This window comes from Vibrio sagamiensis NBRC 104589 (assembly GCF_007990935.1).
Classification (GTDB): domain Bacteria; phylum Pseudomonadota; class Gammaproteobacteria; order Enterobacterales; family Vibrionaceae; genus Vibrio; species Vibrio sagamiensis.
This window is the reverse complement of sequence record NZ_BJXJ01000021.1, coordinates 15,812-32,655: the sequence shown is the minus strand read 5'-3', so window position 1 is coordinate 32,655 and position 16,844 is coordinate 15,812. Positions and strand designations below refer to the sequence as shown.

Below are 16,844 nucleotides of genomic sequence, written 5' to 3'. Positions count from 1 at the left end.
TCTTTATCATTATTATTGAGCCTTTGGCTCTAATCGAATACCTAGCCAAGTCATCCTTTACTCTACTCACAATCATTTCCACCTATTGGATGAATGGCTAGAAGAATTAGACTCCCGTCAAACATCAAATATTTGAAATAATATATGAACTAAATCATCCTCTCTATTTGACTTAAATAAAGAACATTCTATTTACTTAAGCAAATTGCCCGACATGATACCTAGCTCATTATGAAAAAACAGTCAAATAGACACACAATGGAAAAAAAAAGGCAATTCCTCTATCTGATTAACAAAATTAAGTGAATGAATTGACTAATCTAACAATTAGAAATAATAGCCGCTTTGGGATGGTTACCAAGTAACTTTAAGGTGTCTTATCCAACAAAAAGAACCAAATGTACTCATAAGATTGAGTGTATTATTCGTCCATTTTGATCAATGTGGATAACTGCCTCATTACAAACTAACTGCTCTTTTTTTTGCTTGCTTAGCTGCTTGATGAAATATTCAACCTTCATTGCAGTACTTTTATTGTCAAAAGCACATGACCATTCTAACTGAAGCGGTCCTTTACCTTTAAGTGCCTTGGCGCCTTTACCTTCTTGGTGCATACGAAAGCGGCGAGTTAAGTCATTCGTCACGCCGCAATACAAGGCGTTACTTTTATTGCGTATTAAATATGTATACCAGCGGGCTTCAATGGTATAACTCATAAAAGTAAGGCGTTGACCTGTTCTTTTAAAACTTCCACTTCTTTGCGCAGCGCTAAAACTTCTTCTTCTAACTGATTCATTCGTTCTGAACCATTAGCTGATTGAGTCTGTGGAGACAGACTCGCTAGCTTCTGTATATCCACAGGACCACAAAATAAGTGCATGTAACGAGATTCTCGTTTTCCAGCCTCACGAGGAAGCTTCACAACGTAAGTACCTCTTTCTTCATTTGCTAGTTGATCTAAAATACTCTCGACTTCACCGACATCTTTAAACAATGTTAAGCGAGTCGTACGAGTGCGAATCTCGCCCGGTGTTTGAGCACCTCGCAACAACATACAGCATACAATTCCTTTCTCTTGATTAGAAAGCTTAATATCTCCAAATTCAGTATTGCAAAAACGGTGCTGGTATTTACTTACTCGACTATTAAATCCACTTTCATCACTGACTAATCGGCGTTCTATAAGCGCATTAACTGCATCTAATACCTCAGCTTCAGATAAACTCATGACAGGTTCACGATTACTTTTTTGATTACAAGCATTTGTTAAGGCATTAAGGCTAAGTGGGTACTGATCTGGTGTCGTTACTTCTTTTTCTATTAAACAGCCAATGATCCTTGCTTCGGTTACTGTCAGTTCAATTTTCATCATAAAGTTCCTTGATTATGTTAAAATCAACAAGTCATGTTGCTTAAGACATTTTTATAACAGCTGAAATCTAATGCTCAAGTAAAATCGTCACCTTTGTCATGTGGCCATTTTCATCGATGACCACCACTTTAGAGCGGTTAAGTTCAACTTCAGTAAGTTCAAGCTGTTCCCTTGCGGTAATGTAAGCAGCTTTAAGCTTTTCAACCATTGATACTTCCTTCTGATCGTCAACCAGATACTTTATTTGTTCATTTAATTTTCCAGAATTCATCTCATACTTCATTCGTTATCTGGCGTAATATTGATAATATAGCGAAGGTCTGATAATGACAACGCTTCAAATACACTGATAAGGTAAAGTTGTTCCCTACATACAACCACAATCGATGAATAAATAACCAATCTTTTGTACCCTTTGATCTAAATACTGTTATGGCATGAGATGTTGTGCTTTAATCAGTCCAGAAGTTGTCAATTTAGGAAAAGAACCATGAGTAGCGTATTTGAAATCGTGAACCAAGCTCGCCGTAAGAACAAACTGAAACGTGAACTACTTGATAATGAGAAAAAAGTTCGTGATAATCGTAAACGTGTAGACCTACTTGAAAATCTACTTGATTACATCAAACCAGAAATGACACACGATGAAATTCTAGTCATTATCAAAAATATGAAAGCTGATTACGAAGACCGTGTCGATGATCACATTATCAAAAGTGCTGAACTCTCGAAAGCACGACGTGATATCAGCCGCCGTATTCGTGAACTAACAGAAGAAGATAAACAAGTAACTGGCAAAAAATAACTAAAGCATTCCAACCCTAAAGCCCTCGAATAAAATATTTTTAATCGGGGGCTGTACTGTTTATTTGGGTTAATGGTTCAAAAAGAGAGGATACTTTGTCACAGAGCAGGTCTGTGTGTACAATGAACTCTTATTTTTAGAACTAGCAATATAATTATGTCTTCAGCCCAACCAACCTCGCCTTCGGTTTTAGCCAAGCAGTTATTTAGTATGACATGGCCAATGTTGTTCGGCGGCCTTTCTTTGTTGAGTTTTCAATTGGTCGATAGTGCCTTTATTGGACAACTTGGCGTAAACCCTTTAGCGACTCAGGGATTCACTCTCCCGCTGCAAATGATCATTATTGGCATACAAGTTGGATTAGGTATCGCCACAACAGCAGTTATTGCCAAAGCACTAGGCGCAAACGAACGTCATTACGCTAATCAACTAGCAGGACTTGTACTTGTTATTGGTTCAATCGGCGTGGCTGTATTTGGCTTAATACTCTGGTTATTGAGAGACATCATCCTATCTTTGTTGGGTGCGCCAGAGACCATAATGCCAATCATTGATAGCTATTGGCCTTGGTGGTTACTTAGTGCTTGGGTCGGTGCCGTTTTATATTTCTATTACAGCATTTGTCGTGCCAACGGAAATACAATGCTACCTGGTAGTATGATGATGTTAACCAGTTTAATTAATATGCTGCTTGACCCTTTATTTATCTTTACTTTTGATTTGGGTATAAATGGCGCAGCAATCGCTACTGTTGTTGCTTTTGGGATTGGTATTTTGATCGTTGCCCCCCGTGTACAAAAAAAGCATTGGTGCAACTTTCAGTGGCATAATCTCAACATTATGAATAGTATCAAAACAATTGGTAATATAATGGGGCCTGCAATGGTAAGCCAATTATTACCGCCTCTTTCATCTATGCTTGCCACGAAATTAATCGCTGGTTTTGGCACTGCAGCTGTCGCTTCTTGGGCCCTTGGTTCTCGCTATGAGTTTTTTGCAATTGTCTCTGTCTTAGCATTAACCATGTCGATGCCTCCTATGATTGGGCGTCTATTAGGTGCTAAAAATTATGTTGATATTCATACTTTAGTATTGATTGCGGTAAAATTTATTTTAGGTTTCCAATTGCTTATTGCTGTCATCACATTTTTTCTAGCAACACCACTATCACTGTTAATGACTGCAGACTTAAAAGTAGAACAAATCTTAGAAATTCACTTGATGATTGTTCCTATCAGTTTAGGTTCTCTCGGAGTCTGCATGCTTATGGTATCTGTATGTAATGCTCTCTGTCGCCCCTACAACGCACTGACTATATCTGCATTACGACTATTTGTGTTCTTTTTACCATGCCTTTGGGTCGGTGCTTTAACGAGTGAAATGAAAGGCTTACTGATTGGTGCATGTATCGGTAATTTACTTGCCGGACTTACTGCTTACTTTATCTACCGCAGAACCATTACAAAGTTGATTGACGCATAATACTTAAAAAGACATGCCCAAGTCTCTTCAAGACACTTGGGCATATGAAATGTGACTTAACGCAAAATTTCACCGACCTCATAAAATCCTCAGAACTCTCTTAACCGCATAGAAAAAATGAAATATAGTACGTCGTTTTACAAAGAGTTATCTTTGTTTCTTCTTTGAGAAAAAATAATTTCTGATCACACTTTCCTCAAAAAATTATGCCTTTTTGACAACATTAATTCTAAAAATAAATATTTCTCTTGAAAAATAAGTTACTTAAAAACAGCATAGACTTGCATTATCACGGTTATCTATAAGAGATATAGCCCAATAAAAACATCTAACTTATCGATTTTAGGGGACCTTTATTTTCCTAGCAGAATAAGGGGACTCACACTACAATCCGCCCGAAAAATATAAGTCAATTCCTAAATGACACTTAAAGACTAATGTTGTAGCCCTACTTTCAAGGTAGCGTCGCAAAGCAAGGTCAGCCTACAATAAACGTGAAAGGTCAAAATCAATGAGTCCAGAGAAATATCACCAAGACTGGCAAACAAGCCAAACGATTGCGGAGTCTATTTCCCCTTTAATTGGCAAATTATATCGAGAGAAAGGTATCGAAATCATACTATTTGGTAAAACACTGATTAACGCTACGACTATCGATATACTTAAGACTCACCGTATAGCCAAGCGCTATACTGGTTATCCATTGCCATTAGAACAGACCATGCCAATCATCAAAGCATTGTGCGAGATAGATGTTGCATCTTGCCGAATTGATATCGGACAGATGGCCGAAATGTATTGGAATAATCACGAAGACACATCAGGATTAAATGATTTCTTACAAACCGCGTTGATTGGTGCTCGTGATGAAGCATCCCCAATGCTTTCTAGAAACGTAGTGCTCTACGGGTTTGGACGTATTGGTCGACTTCTCACTCGTTTACTTGTTGAAAAAAGCGGGCCAGGCTATCCTTTGTGCCTGAAGGCAATAGTAGTTCGTGGTGGTCAAAAAGGGGACTTAGAAAAAAGAGCAAGCCTGCTCCGTAGAGATTCTGTCCACGGTCAATTCAACGGCAGTATTGTAGTCGACGAGAGTCGCAAGGCATTAATTATTAATGGCAACTATATCCAAATCATATATGCCAACAACCCAAGTGATGTCGATTACTCAGTTTATGGTATCAATAACGCATTAATCGTAGACAATACTGGCGTTTGGCGCAATACAGAAGGCCTGAGTCAGCACTTAACCTGTAAAGGCGCGGAAAAAGTACTTTTAACTGCACCTGGCAAAGGGGATATTAAAAATGTTGTTTTTGGTGTCAATGAATCCGTTATCAATGATGAAGACACTATCATTTCAGCCGCCAGCTGTACCACTAATGCCATTACTCCGGTCTTAAAAGCATTACATGATAAATACCAAGTCTTGTCAGGTCATATTGAGACTGTTCATTCATATACAAATGACCAAAACTTGATTGATAATTTTCATTCAGGAGATCGTAGAGGCCGAAGCGCATCACTGAATATGGTATTGACCTCGACAGGTGCAGCAAAAGCCGTCGCTAAAGCGCTACCAGAACTTGCAGGAAAGCTCACAGGTAATTCGATTAGAGTTCCGACACCCAACGTATCAATGGCGGTTGCTAATCTAAATCTTGGTAGTACAGTAGAGCGAGAGTCGCTAAATGAATACCTCAAAGAAATAGCTCTTAATTCAAACTTATCAGCACAAATTGATTACACAGATTCTACCGAGATCGTATCAAGTGATTTAGTTGGATCACGTCATGCTGGCGTAGTTGATGGCCAGGCAACGATTGCTCAAGACAAACGCTGTGTACTATATATATGGTACGACAATGAATTTGGCTACAGTTGCCAAGTAGTACACTGCATGGAACAAATGATGGGGGTTCGTTACCAAACTTTTCCTAAGTAATTCAACTTTGCTCCACAATGTTAACGCTATGCGGTAATCAGCATCGCTGATGCATTTGCTTAAATTATAATATTAAAAACACCATCAATAAAACAAACTCATTTTTGCCCGATACAAATATCGGGCTTTTCTATTCAATATTACCCATGAAAAAATACTGTTTTAAACATACCTTTTAGCAATGAGTGAGTAATGTACCTCAATTAAACTGAATGACATTACATTCATGCTCTGTTCATATTCAATAATGTAGAGTAATTCCATAAGCTCAGCAAACTCGTTTAATAATGACGACTTGACGAGAGTTGAGGACAATAGTCTACAAGAGGGCATAATTATGAATCGAATTATCGTTATTGCATTAGCTACCATAACGGGTCTATTAACGTTAACATTTAGCCTGCTCATTGCTATCCCAGTTGCAATTGCTGCTATCATCACTGGTAAGCGTATCGAAAAAAAAATCAAAGATGTGCAAGAGACTTATGAATTTGATACAAGTAAAAATGAGGCGATAGAAGGTGAGTACGAAGAAGTTCATCGCTAAAGTTTTTCGCTACACCTTAATCCAGCCGTTGAGGTGTAGCATTTTAGGAGTGACTTTGAGGTAGCACTTACTGATTTACACATCGGGTATTTCATGTGTCCAATAAAGCATAAACACAGAAACAGTAGATAAAATAATAGGTAGCATCAAAGCAAAATCCAATGGCATAGACATCGCTTTAGCCCCTGTAACACCTCCTAAAAATATAGAAGCCCACAATAAAAATGAATGCTTTAAATCACTACTTTCACTCTTTCTCATAATCAATAGTGCTAACGAACGCCCAGTGTTGACCAAGAAGCCCGTTGCAAATGTTAGTGGTATGGCTTGTTTTATCGTAACTCGAAGGGCAATATTTTGAATTCCCATAGCAAAGCTTAGTAATAAATTTGTCACGATGGGAGGAGTAATATGAGTAATTAAGACCGTGAATGACAGAAGCAAAACAACGAAAAGCATAATAATACATCGATAATAAGGCGCAGCACTCAAAGCAATCACCTCACCAAATAAAGCCCCGAGAATAAATAGACAAATCACTCCAGCATAATACCAAACTCTCGAGTCAATTGGCTCATTTAGTAAAATACCAACATGAGTCGTATTTCCACTCATAAACGAAACGAACAAGCCATTTTGTAAGTGTAAAAAACCAATAACATCAACTGTTCCTGCAATAAAGAGTAGGAAAAACGGCATAAACGATAAGAGTTTTTTTTTATCCATGAGCGTCCTTTTCCTCACAATCCATATTCAATATTCTATCTCACAACAGCGTACTAAAAGCAAAGACAGTTAATATAAAAAATTTATTGTATATCAGGATAGTACAGTAATTCTGCTCTTGCCGATTTACGTTCGTAAAATAAACAAAACTACATATTCATTACGATCACTCGTACTGCAAGTAAAACTAGGATCACACCTGTCAATTTGTCGATCAAAACAGCTTTGGAACGGATTTTATCAACGACACGTATATCGGATAAAACCATAGTGACAAATGTGTACCACAAACCATCGATAAGAAATGGCAAGGAGACGATGGTAACTTTAACGCCGATTGGACTATCTAAAGAAATAAATTGACTAAATAAGGCGGTGAAGAATATGGCGATCTTAGGGCTTAAGATAGCCATAAAGAACCCTTGCCGCGCAGCTTTCATGACAGATGTTGCTTGAGTTGACTCTAATTTTTCAGATATCCCACCTTTGGAGCGTAAAGCATTGATACCTAAATAAATCAAATATAAAGCACCGAGAATCGTAATCGTTTTAAATATAATAGGGCTCTGGCGAAGCACTATTGCTAAACCAAGCAATGTCAAACCAGCATACATAGCGATCCCCAATGCATGCGCCCATGCTGTTGCCAAACCATGAATTCGGCCGCCAGATAACGCATGTTTAGCAACAATCGCTAAGCTCGGTCCAGGAGACATTGCTCCTAGCAAGCAGATAATAAACAGTGATATTAAGTCAGAAAAAATCATTTAAGTTAACCTCAAGTAGAGCAAGTCATTAATTTACTATTATTTTCATTTGTATCCAAATACGCATTTCAAACGTATAAGGTTACCGATAGATCATGTTCGATCAAGCAGTCAAGTTACTCATAATGGGGAATAAGCTTTATAGAAAGAGAGTCATTTATGCGATCAAAAGAAAGAAACCTACCAACAAATCAAGCCCTAAGATTAGGGAAAATTGCTTCTTTAGCCACTCGTGTTGCTGGCAATATGCTTGCTGAAGGGACCAAACAAATTGTTCAAGGTAACAAGCCCAAAGCAAGAGATTTATTATTGACACCACAAAACATTACACGTTTGACCGAGCAGTTGGCTCATTTACGAGGGGCAGCTATGAAGCTAGGACAGATGTTATCAATGGATTCCGGAGACTTACTCGTACCTGAACTGGCTATCCTTCTTTCTCGACTTCGCTCTAACGCCGATCCAATGCCTGCTAAACAACTCAGTGAAACTTTAGAAAAAGCATTAGGTAGCCACTGGAAATCCGAGTTTTTATCATTTAACTTTAAACCTATTGCCAGTGCTTCTATTGGCCAAGTTCATCAAGCTTATAGTGAGATTGGGGATAAATTAGCAGTAAAAGTACAATATCCGGGAATAAAGAAAAGTATTAATAGTGACATTAATAACGTTGGGTTACTGCTCAAAATGGTTGGGTTAATCCCAGAGTCAGTTGATATTAAGTTACTCCTCGAGGAAGCAAAAATTCAACTTCATTATGAAGCTGACTACGTGCGTGAAGCAGAATACATTCAACGTTATCGCGAATTACTCAACCCTTACCCACAATTTAAAGTACCAAAAACCTATCCACGAAGCTGTAGTGAATCTGTACTGACGATGTCATTTACCGAAGGGATCGCTATAGAAGAGGCTACACAATTTAATCAAGAGACTCGTGACTTCATAATGCGAAATTTGATGCATTTGATGTTTCGTGAACTTTTCGAGTTCAAAATCATTCAAACTGACCCTAATTTTGCTAACTACGTATTTAATCAAGAGACTCGTCAAATTGGTCTGTTAGACTTCGGAGCAACACGTGAATATAGTGATATTGTCAGTTTAGGGTACCTTAAAGCCTTTTCAGCCGTGATTAATAACAACGAACAAGAATTAAACATTGCCTTGGAAAGCATTGGTTTTTTCAGTCAAAAAATCTTGCCTGAACAGCGTCAAGCTGTTCTCGAATTAGTTAAGCTTGCATGTGAGCCTATGAGGGTTAACTCACCTTATGATTTTGGCAAAAGTGAATTAGCACACAAATTACGTGATGCGAGTGCGATGCTGAGTATGGAAAAAGATTATTGGCACACCCCACCAGCAGATGCCTTGTTTTTACATAGAAAAATTGCAGGGATGTATCTTCTCGCAGCTAGAATAGGAGCAAGAGTGAATGTGCGTGAATTAATTGAACTCTTCTTTTAATCATCAAAAATGCCAATAGTAATAAAAGTTAACAAAGTCACTAGCATTTTACTCTTTTTTTGCACTTTGCAATTCCATTTTGCGAAAAATTGACACCTATTGCAGCGCAAAACGCGTGGAATGGCACATTGATTAAAGACAAAAGTTGGCACGTAATATGCTTATTTAAAGGAGTGGCCCTTTTAAGCCAAGGGTCACCTAGCCAACTGACGTTGTTAGTGAATACTTATTGTTCACGGTTATATATGCCAATTGCTTTGTGCAGTTGGCTTTTTTTATTCTACAATAATGTCAGTAATACCTCTTTTTCCAGAAACCCCTCCTTCCAATTCATAAATACAAATCAATCAATTGTTCATTTGACTGTAAGAAAATTTAATATTAATAAAATAATCCAAATAAAAAGATTGACTATATATTTCATACAAACATAATAATTTAATATTGTGGCGTAAGCTATATTAATGTCATTATAATTGGAGTTAACCATGGCTAAAGATAATAACTATAGTTTTGAGTCAGTACCTCATTCTGAAAAAAAAGGGGTATTCACATTAACGATGATTATGCTTGGACTTACTTTCTTTTCAGCCAGTATATGGGCAGGTAATGCACTATTTTCCTCCATGACTAATGTCAATTTTTTTCTATCTGTTTTAATTGGGAACATACTTCTTGGTTTTTATGCTGCTTGTCTTAGTTATATAGGATCTTATACAGGTCTTTCTACTTATATGCTCGCTCGACACTCATTCGGAAGTAAAGGTTTTTGGTTACCATCTGTTATTATTGGCCTTATTCAAATAGGTTGGTTCGGCATTGGTATTGCTATATTTGCAGTCCTCATTCACAAAGCTACTGACATAGATCTTAATACTTTACTTTTTATTTCTGGTTTAGTCATGACCTCTACTGTCTATTTTGGTTTATATTCAATCATGCTTTTAGCAGCAATTGCTGTACCATCTATCGCTATCTTAGGTTGCTATTCTGTTGTAGATACCGTGGAGCACTTTGGCAATTCACTTACCTTAAATGCCGAATTATCGAATAAAAATATAGACTTATCAGTCGCTATAGCTATGGTCATAGGCTCCTTTATTGGCGCTGGAACAGTGACATCCGACTTTGCTCGTTATAGTAAGACACCTCGAAGTGCCGTAACCATTACTTTTCTTGCTTTTTTTATCGGTAACTCTTTAATGTTTTTTTTTGGTGCATTTGGAGATGTAAATGGAGGGCTTAATAACATCTCTGAAAAGGTAGTATCACAAGGCATATTTATTCCAGCAACTACAATTCTAATACTAAGTATTTGGACAACAAATAATCATGCTCTCTATTCATCAGGGCTTGCATTTTCAACAATAACTGGAATAAAAAGTAAACCAATATCTGTTATAAATGGTTTAGTTGGTACTTTACTCTCTCTTTGGCTATATGAGAATTTTTTAGACTGGATAACTATCGTATCCTATATTTTACCAAGTATCGGTGGGATAATTATTTCTGATTTTTTAATTAAGAGAAAAAAATATTATAATTTACATAAAAAACAATATCAGCCAATAAATTGGCCAAGCATAATCGCACTTTTTATTGGTGTAATATCCGGTTTAATTTTGCCTGGGATTGTACCAATTAATACATTAATAATCAGTATCGTTAGTTATCTGATCTGCGACTATATATCTAATAAAGAGCTTTACTTGTCGAAAAGCCCTAAACTAACTTGAAGAATGTCAGTAATCACTCGATGCTCTTCTATTTAAGACTCATTGAGTACCATTCTTTACGCTACTGAAACTGTTCAGACTTTAATCATCAAACATAATAGGTTAGACCTAAAATTGAATAATATCCTCTATTCACTATTAAAAATGCTGCGCCACCTAACACTTTTTCAAATAATATGGAAAAAGTTAACAAAATCAGTAAGAAACAATTGCATAGAAGGACAATAAACATTAAAGTTATCACCATAAAGAGCTTTAAAGTACAAGCATAAGCTTTCAACACAGTACTAACAACGTCAAATCAATATTAAAAACTAATTAAAACTAAAGTATCAAGAGCCAACAATTTACTGTTGGCTCTTTTTTAATGACTTCTACCCCATACCCAAGAGACTATCTTAATCAGATACATTGACGCCCCGTTACTTACCTGCTTCATTAGTATTAAGATTATAAGAAAAGTGATGTTATGTCTGACAGCCATATCGTAATCAAAGAGCTTAAACGCCAGCTCAAACATGCAAACATACACTATGTAGATATAGCGCAACACTTAAATCTGAGTGAGGGTTCGGTAAAACGCCTCTTAGCTAAGGGAAGCCAAATCAGCTTAGAGCGCTTAGAACATATATGCCAGTTGATAGGGCTTGATATGATAGAGTTAGTTAAGCTATCAGCGGAACATAACAAAGGTTTGGAGACCTTAACCATAGAGCAAGAGCAATGTTTGGTTGATGATAAAGGGCTCTTGCTCGTCGCAGTTTGCGTTATTAACGGCTACCTCTTCGAAGAAATCACTCAACAATATACCTACAACGAATTAGAATTGGTTCAAAAGTTAGCAGCTCTCGACAAGCTAAATATTATTGAGTTATTACCCGATAACAAAATTCGTTTACGCATTTCTCCTACTTTTAAATGGCAGCCAGGAGGGCCGATTCAACACTTTTTCCAACAACAGGTCCAAGATGCTTTTTTTCACAGTACTTTCTGTGGTGAAGATGAGAAACTTGTGATGGCTACAGGATTAATGAGCCTACCTTCCAATAAAAAAATTCAGCAAAGATTACAAAAAGTTATTAGTGAATTTTATCAAACATGTCGTGAAGATAGTACTTTAGAAATGGACGAAAAACATGGTACTTCACTAGTGTTGGCCATGCGACGCTGGACCTTCCCTCTTTTTGATGATTTGGAACATTAATAACTAGAAAAATTAATGATTGAACACGCTAAATCACTTGCAGCAGTAACCTAGACTCGAATAATTAACACTACCATCATGAAGTATCATTATACGTTACTTAAGGTCACGTCCAAAGAGACTTTATCACCATGACTGGTTTCACAGGATATAGTATCTATATACTCAAATTATCGCATCGAAAGATTTTTTAATCGGAGCCTATATGCTGTTCACAAAACGCTTTTTCCCTTACTTCGTCACCCAGAGTCTGGGGGCGTTGAACGATAACATTTATAAAAACCTACTCTTGTTGATGGTTACGTATCAATATATTGATCACTTACCCATGCCCGTTGATATGTTCGTTAATTTAGCTGCGGGGCTTTTTATTCTGCCATTCTTTTTATTCTCAGCTCATGCTGGTGCTGTTGCTGACAATATGGACAAAGCTAAGCTGATTCAGCGCCTAAAAATTCTAGAGCTCCTGATTATGTTGTGTGCTGCCGCTGCCATAACGATGCAAAATGCTATCTTGATGCTAATGCTATTATTCATGACAGGGACTCAATCTGCCTACTTTGGTCCAGTTAAATACGCTCTTTTACCTCAAGCCTTAAAGCCGGATGAATTGGTGCAAGGTAATGCCTGGGTTGAAGTCGGTACCTTCCTATCTATTCTTACAGGTACATTAAGCGCAGGTCTACTTTTAACCAGCGATAAGGGGTTATTAATAGCATCAGTGCTCGTGGTGTTGCTATCCTTCCTAGGTTTAATCAGTAGTTTTAACATTCCTTCTCTACCGTCTAAAACTCATGAGAAAGTTAAATTCGAGCCAATTACAGGTCTGAAAGAAACCCTTAGAGTAGCCAAAAAGCAACGTGGTATTTGGATGTCAATATTAGCCATCAGTTGGTTTTGGTTTATGGGCGCCACTTACCTGACTCAATTCCCAAACTTTGCCCGTGAACATTTGTTTGCTGACAGTACTGTGGTCTCTTTATTGCTGGCTCTTTTTTCAGTTGGTATTGCTTCAGGCTCTTGGCTATGTAGCAAACTGTCATTCAATCAAGTTGAATTGGGCATACTGCCTTTTGGCGTGCTTGGATTAACATTATTTAGTGCTGACTTGTTATGGGCTGTTCCTGATATGGCCAGCTTTCCTGATCATTATTACAATCTACAAAGCTTCGTCAGCCAATCCGAGCACTTTAGAGTGATGTTCGATCTCTTTTTGATTGGTGTGAGTGGCGGTGTATTTATTGTTCCACTTTATTCTTTCATTCAATCTCGTTCTGAAGATGATGAATGTGCGCGCTCAATTGCTGCGAATAACATCATGAACGCTCTATTCATGGTAAGTTCTTCTATTGTTTCTATTGTCGTTTTATCTATATTAAATCTTTCGATTGTTGAGCTTTTTGCATTTATGGCGGCTGTTAACTTTATCGTTGCCGTCTATGTTTACAAACAAGTGCCTGAATTTACGCAGCGTTTCATTAGCTACCTGATCAGCCACGTGATGTACAGGGTTTCCATCAGAGGACGTCAATACATACCACAACAAGGGGCAGCCCTTCTTGTTGCGAACCATGTTAGCTATGTAGATGCATTAATATTAATGGGTGCTTCTACTCGACCTGTTCGATTCGTTATGGACAAATCAATCAGTGATTTGCCTGTTTTGAAATATGTCTTCAGGCATGCTGGTGTCATCCCTATTTGTTCACCAAAAAGATGCGCAAAGACGTATGAATTTGCATTTCACACGATCGAGCAAGCCCTGCATAACGGTGAACTGGTCTGTATTTTTCCTGAAGGTAAGCTCACAACAAATGGCCAATTGAATGAGTTCAAGCCTGGCGTTGAAAAAATTCTCGCTCACACTCCGGTACCCGTCATTCCTGTTGCATTAAATGGATTGTGGGGATCTTTTTTTAGTCATAAAAACGGACACGCTCTAACCTCACGCCCAACTCGCTTTTGGTCAAGAGTGGAAGTAAATATTGGTGAGGTGCTTCAATCAGATCAGCTCACCAAAGATTCATTGCAACTTGAAGTACAACGTTTACGCTCGAATCAGTTAGCTTAACGAATTTAAATGAATGGGATTGGCTCTCAAAGGCGACAGAGATTATACCTAAGAGTTTTCTAGGAGCTGTGCATGAGAGCCAAGATAACCTCCTTGGACACCTTCTATTGTGATCGGTGAAAATGGTGGATATACGTAAGGAGAAACATAGCTTGAGAATAATTATTTTACATGGACTCTACATGCATGGACTGGTTATGTTACCGCTAAGCCATCAATTACAAAAACTGGGCTATGACACTAAAATCATCAGCTACAACACCGTGTCAATTAATGAAGAAGCCGTCTTCGAGAACATCGATAAACAGCTAAAAGAAGGGGCAGCCAATGTATTAATTGGGCATAGTTTAGGCGGGCTCTTAATTAAACGCTATCTAGCAGATAGAAAACCTTCACAAGAAAGAGTATCTCATGTAATTACAATGGGCTCTCCCCTACGAGGTGCATCTATCGTATCACGGCTTCAGTTCCTAGGTTTAGATGCTTTTTTAGGCAATTCACCTCAGCATGGGCTAAAGGAACATTGTGACCAGTGGAACTTTACACAAAAGCTCGGTTGCATTGCTGGCACAAATGCTTTCGGAGCTAGAAGCCTTTTCATGCGTAATGACCGAACCCCTTCAGATGGTACTGTAACAGTAGATGAGACAAAGTTGGATGGGATGCAGGATCATCTTGAAGTCCCTCATACCCATACCAGCCTGATTTACAGTAATCAGGTTCCAAAACAAATAGATCATTTCATTAAAACCAATCATTTTAAATAATAGCTTATTTTTTCAGCAAGTAACACAGAAGCACTTTTCAATTCGCTATGTAAGCAGTAATATCCTAGCCCTGACTAGTTTAATCAAAGTCAGAATGTATTCTGCCATAATGGCAAAAATTAAATGTTCTCAGGGCGGGGCGAAATTCCCCACCGGCGGTATACTCACTGGAGTAAGCCCGCGAGCGCTCGATTTATCGAGGTCAGCAGATCTGGTGAAAAGCCAGAGCCGACGGTCATAGTCCGGATGAAAGAGAATAAGAGCACGTCAGTATGCCTAAAGTAATGGCATAGCTGATGAGTTTCTTTATGGTTCACGTTCGTTACTAAGCATTTTTAAGATAAGCGACTTCCTAAAATGCCTACACCAACGATGTTCCCTCAGACCGCCCTGATTCTGGTGATAATTAGGAGTTAACCATGAATCAGTCATCACTTCTTGCCGAATTTGGCGATCCAATTACCCGCGTTGAAAATGCCTTAGTTGCACTAAAAGAAGGAAGAGGAGTATTACTTCTGGATGATGAAGATCGCGAAAATGAAGGCGATATCATCTACTCAGTTGAGCACTTAACTAATCAACAAATGGCGTTAATGATCCGTGAATGTAGTGGTATTGTATGTCTGTGTCTGACAGACCATCAAGCAGACCGGCTTGAGCTTCCTCCAATGGTAACAAACAATAACAGCGCTAATCAAACCGCTTTTACCGTTTCTATTGAAGCAAAACAAGGGGTAACGACTGGTGTTTCTGCTGCTGATCGCGTAACGACAATTAAAACAGCCGCCAATCCGAAGACAAAAGCAAATGATCTTGCACGCCCAGGCCATGTTTTTCCACTCCGTGCACGTCCTGGTGGTGTATTAACACGCCGTGGCCATACAGAGGGAACAATTGACTTGATGCAAATGGCAGGCCTACAGCCTGCTGGGGTTCTTTGTGAAGTTACCAATCCAGATGGTACAATGGCTAAAACAGCCGATATTATAGCATTTGGTCACCTTCATAATATGCCTGTATTAACCATAGAGGATATGGTGACGTACAGGAATCAATATGATTTAAAATTGGCCTAACCAATTTTTTTTGAATCCACATTTAGCTTTGTTTGACTAAAATCCATCGATTGCGATCACGCAAATATTATGGCTTGGTCATAACCAACACTAAACTGAATAGATAGGCGACATTCTGGTCGCCTTTCAATTTTGACCAACTCGAAGCTCCATAAAATACACCTCGCTTTCTTAAATTGCTACGTTCAAAGAAACGGCTTTAGGAGCATCTCCCCTCATTCTCCATTAATAAAAACAAAACAATCATCAAATACGAACAAAAAGCATTCAGTTGAGGCACTTTTTACCGTTCAAAGTTCTAATAAAGCTTGAAATAGCTATGAAACCTGAGTAATAGTTAGATGTATTTTTGAACAAAAAAGGAAAGATTTATGCTGAAAAAAAGATTTTTTAAAACCAAAGATGAAGTTGAAGTAACATTTGAATTGGAAAAAAGACACTGGAGCACAATTCAAATCGCAGGGGATTTCAATGACTGGCAACCAGAACCAATGAAACTCGTGAAGAAAAGCGGCCAATTTAAATTTAAAACTCGCTTACCGAAAGAGAAAAATGTCCAATTTCGCTACATTTTTAATAATGAGCAGTGGGACAACGACCCACAAGCGGATGCATACATCCCAAATGGATATGGTGAAGACAACAGCGTCGTCTGTACTGGGCAACCGTAGAGCATCATTCGAAAAAGTAAAGCCAGAATCTATTCAAGATAATTTCCTCTAAAACTAAAGCTCCTTTTTTAGGGGCTTTATCTGTTTAAATCTTTTATAATACAATAACTTTAAAATTATATTTACATGTTTCATTTTTAAGCGATTAGCCTGCATCATTTTACAATATGGAGTTTTTAGTCATAATAATTGACAATGGCTTACGTTG

Annotated in this window: 16 protein-coding genes and 1 riboswitch; of the genes, 11 read left to right on the top strand and 5 right to left on the bottom strand. The window is 38.0% G+C overall.

Annotated elements, in window-relative coordinates; translation table 11 throughout:
- Window positions 1-404: 404 nt before the first annotated feature.
- The 3 genes from VSA01S_RS11600 to VSA01S_RS11590 all read right to left on the bottom strand — a co-directional run bounded on the left by VSA01S_RS11600 (window position 405) and on the right by VSA01S_RS11590 (window position 1,643).
- Entirely contained in the window at window positions 405-716 is a 312-nt protein-coding gene (locus tag VSA01S_RS11600) for a GIY-YIG nuclease family protein (RefSeq protein WP_039982357.1), read from the bottom strand.
- On the bottom strand, window positions 713-1,369 hold the full coding sequence (locus tag VSA01S_RS11595; protein WP_039982355.1) for a YceH family protein: 657 nt from the start codon (window positions 1,367-1,369) through the stop codon (window positions 713-715). Before VSA01S_RS11595 ends, VSA01S_RS11600 begins: the two co-directional genes overlap by 4 nt.
- Window positions 1,370-1,439: 70 nt before the next feature.
- Window positions 1,440-1,643: a hypothetical protein gene (locus tag VSA01S_RS11590; RefSeq protein WP_039982354.1), complete on the bottom strand. Its 204-nt coding sequence runs from the start codon at window positions 1,641-1,643 to the stop codon at window positions 1,440-1,442.
- Window positions 1,644-1,814: 171 nt separating this feature from the next.
- Between VSA01S_RS11590 and VSA01S_RS11585 the strand changes: the two genes are divergently transcribed.
- The 4 genes from VSA01S_RS11585 (at window position 1,815) to VSA01S_RS11570 (ending at window position 6,151) form a co-directional block, all read left to right on the top strand.
- A complete protein-coding gene (locus VSA01S_RS11585; RefSeq protein ID WP_258007743.1) occupies window positions 1,815-2,177 on the top strand; it encodes a DUF496 family protein in 363 nt (120 codons plus the stop codon).
- Window positions 2,178-2,333: 156 nt separating this feature from the next.
- Entirely contained in the window at window positions 2,334-3,659 is a 1,326-nt protein-coding gene (locus VSA01S_RS11580) for an MATE family efflux transporter (protein ID WP_039982352.1), read from the top strand.
- 511 nt (window positions 3,660-4,170) lie between these two features.
- Entirely contained in the window at window positions 4,171-5,604 is a 1,434-nt protein-coding gene (locus VSA01S_RS11575; protein ID WP_039982351.1) for a glyceraldehyde-3-phosphate dehydrogenase, read from the top strand.
- 337 nt (window positions 5,605-5,941) lie between these two features.
- On the top strand, window positions 5,942-6,151 hold the full coding sequence (locus tag VSA01S_RS11570) for a hypothetical protein (RefSeq protein ID WP_039982350.1): 210 nt from the start codon (window positions 5,942-5,944) through the stop codon (window positions 6,149-6,151).
- Between the two features lie 75 nt (window positions 6,152-6,226).
- Here the strand turns inward: VSA01S_RS11570 and VSA01S_RS11565 are convergent, their stop codons facing one another.
- Both VSA01S_RS11565 and VSA01S_RS11560 read right to left on the bottom strand, forming a co-directional pair.
- Window positions 6,227-6,877 (bottom strand): YoaK family protein, encoded by a 651-nt coding sequence (locus tag VSA01S_RS11565; RefSeq protein ID WP_039982349.1) that lies wholly within the window; start codon window positions 6,875-6,877, stop codon window positions 6,227-6,229.
- Window positions 6,878-7,026: 149 nt separating this feature from the next.
- Window positions 7,027-7,644 carry a LysE family translocator gene (locus VSA01S_RS11560; RefSeq protein ID WP_039982348.1) on the bottom strand — a complete coding sequence of 206 codons (618 nt, stop codon included), beginning with the start codon at window positions 7,642-7,644 and terminating at the stop codon, window positions 7,027-7,029.
- 159 nt (window positions 7,645-7,803) lie between these two features.
- Here VSA01S_RS11560 and VSA01S_RS11555 point away from each other — a divergent pair, with 159 nt between their 5' ends.
- The 7 genes from VSA01S_RS11555 to VSA01S_RS11520 all read left to right on the top strand — a co-directional run bounded on the left by VSA01S_RS11555 (window position 7,804) and on the right by VSA01S_RS11520 (window position 16,636).
- Window positions 7,804-9,111 (top strand): ABC1 kinase family protein, encoded by a 1,308-nt coding sequence (locus VSA01S_RS11555; RefSeq protein WP_039982347.1) that lies wholly within the window; start codon window positions 7,804-7,806, stop codon window positions 9,109-9,111.
- Between the two features lie 488 nt (window positions 9,112-9,599).
- On the top strand, window positions 9,600-10,847 hold the full coding sequence (gene codB, locus VSA01S_RS11545; protein WP_039980519.1) for a cytosine permease: 1,248 nt from the start codon (window positions 9,600-9,602) through the stop codon (window positions 10,845-10,847).
- Between the two features lie 469 nt (window positions 10,848-11,316).
- The gene (locus tag VSA01S_RS11540; protein WP_039980520.1) at window positions 11,317-12,051 is read left to right on the top strand and encodes a helix-turn-helix domain-containing protein; all 735 of its coding nucleotides are present in this window, start codon (window positions 11,317-11,319) and stop codon (window positions 12,049-12,051) included.
- A 205-nt stretch (window positions 12,052-12,256) separates the two neighbouring features.
- Window positions 12,257-14,122, top strand: coding sequence for an MFS transporter (locus tag VSA01S_RS11535; protein WP_039980521.1), 1,866 nt, complete (start codon window positions 12,257-12,259; stop codon window positions 14,120-14,122).
- A gap of 152 nt (window positions 14,123-14,274) precedes the next feature.
- Complete coding sequence (locus tag VSA01S_RS11530; RefSeq protein ID WP_039980522.1) at window positions 14,275-14,889, top strand: esterase/lipase family protein; 615 nt, start codon at window positions 14,275-14,277, stop codon at window positions 14,887-14,889.
- 121 nt (window positions 14,890-15,010) lie between these two features.
- Window positions 15,011-15,151, top strand: a riboswitch (FMN riboswitch).
- Between the two features lie 157 nt (window positions 15,152-15,308).
- The gene (gene ribB / locus VSA01S_RS11525; RefSeq protein ID WP_039980523.1) at window positions 15,309-15,965 is read left to right on the top strand and encodes a 3,4-dihydroxy-2-butanone-4-phosphate synthase; all 657 of its coding nucleotides are present in this window, start codon (window positions 15,309-15,311) and stop codon (window positions 15,963-15,965) included.
- Window positions 15,966-16,336: 371 nt separating this feature from the next.
- A complete protein-coding gene (locus VSA01S_RS11520; RefSeq protein WP_039980524.1) occupies window positions 16,337-16,636 on the top strand; it encodes an isoamylase early set domain-containing protein in 300 nt (99 codons plus the stop codon).
- Window positions 16,637-16,844: the final 208 nt, after the last annotated feature.

What these genes read in the sequence shown, in the direction of transcription:
- VSA01S_RS11585 (WP_258007743.1), top strand. Translation starts at nt 1,815, where the DNA reads ATGTTGTGCTTTAATCAGTCCAGAAGTTGTCAATTTAGGAAAAGAACC.
- VSA01S_RS11595 (WP_039982355.1), bottom strand. Translation starts at nt 1,369, where the DNA reads ATGAAAATTGAACTGACAGTAACCGAAGCAAGGATCATTGGCTGTTTA.
- VSA01S_RS11555 (WP_039982347.1), top strand. Translation starts at nt 7,804, where the DNA reads ATGCGATCAAAAGAAAGAAACCTACCAACAAATCAAGCCCTAAGATTA.
- ribB (WP_039980523.1), top strand. Translation starts at nt 15,309, where the DNA reads ATGAATCAGTCATCACTTCTTGCCGAATTTGGCGATCCAATTACCCGC.
- VSA01S_RS11600 (WP_039982357.1), bottom strand. Translation starts at nt 716, where the DNA reads ATGAGTTATACCATTGAAGCCCGCTGGTATACATATTTAATACGCAAT.
- VSA01S_RS11580 (WP_039982352.1), top strand. Translation starts at nt 2,334, where the DNA reads ATGTCTTCAGCCCAACCAACCTCGCCTTCGGTTTTAGCCAAGCAGTTA.
- VSA01S_RS11540 (WP_039980520.1), top strand. Translation starts at nt 11,317, where the DNA reads ATGTCTGACAGCCATATCGTAATCAAAGAGCTTAAACGCCAGCTCAAA.
- VSA01S_RS11560 (WP_039982348.1), bottom strand. Translation starts at nt 7,644, where the DNA reads ATGATTTTTTCTGACTTAATATCACTGTTTATTATCTGCTTGCTAGGA.
- VSA01S_RS11565 (WP_039982349.1), bottom strand. Translation starts at nt 6,877, where the DNA reads ATGGATAAAAAAAAACTCTTATCGTTTATGCCGTTTTTCCTACTCTTT.
- VSA01S_RS11520 (WP_039980524.1), top strand. Translation starts at nt 16,337, where the DNA reads ATGCTGAAAAAAAGATTTTTTAAAACCAAAGATGAAGTTGAAGTAACA.
- VSA01S_RS11535 (WP_039980521.1), top strand. Translation starts at nt 12,257, where the DNA reads ATGCTGTTCACAAAACGCTTTTTCCCTTACTTCGTCACCCAGAGTCTG.
- VSA01S_RS11570 (WP_039982350.1), top strand. Translation starts at nt 5,942, where the DNA reads ATGAATCGAATTATCGTTATTGCATTAGCTACCATAACGGGTCTATTA.
- codB (WP_039980519.1), top strand. Translation starts at nt 9,600, where the DNA reads ATGGCTAAAGATAATAACTATAGTTTTGAGTCAGTACCTCATTCTGAA.
- VSA01S_RS11590 (WP_039982354.1), bottom strand. Translation starts at nt 1,643, where the DNA reads ATGAATTCTGGAAAATTAAATGAACAAATAAAGTATCTGGTTGACGAT.
- VSA01S_RS11575 (WP_039982351.1), top strand. Translation starts at nt 4,171, where the DNA reads ATGAGTCCAGAGAAATATCACCAAGACTGGCAAACAAGCCAAACGATT.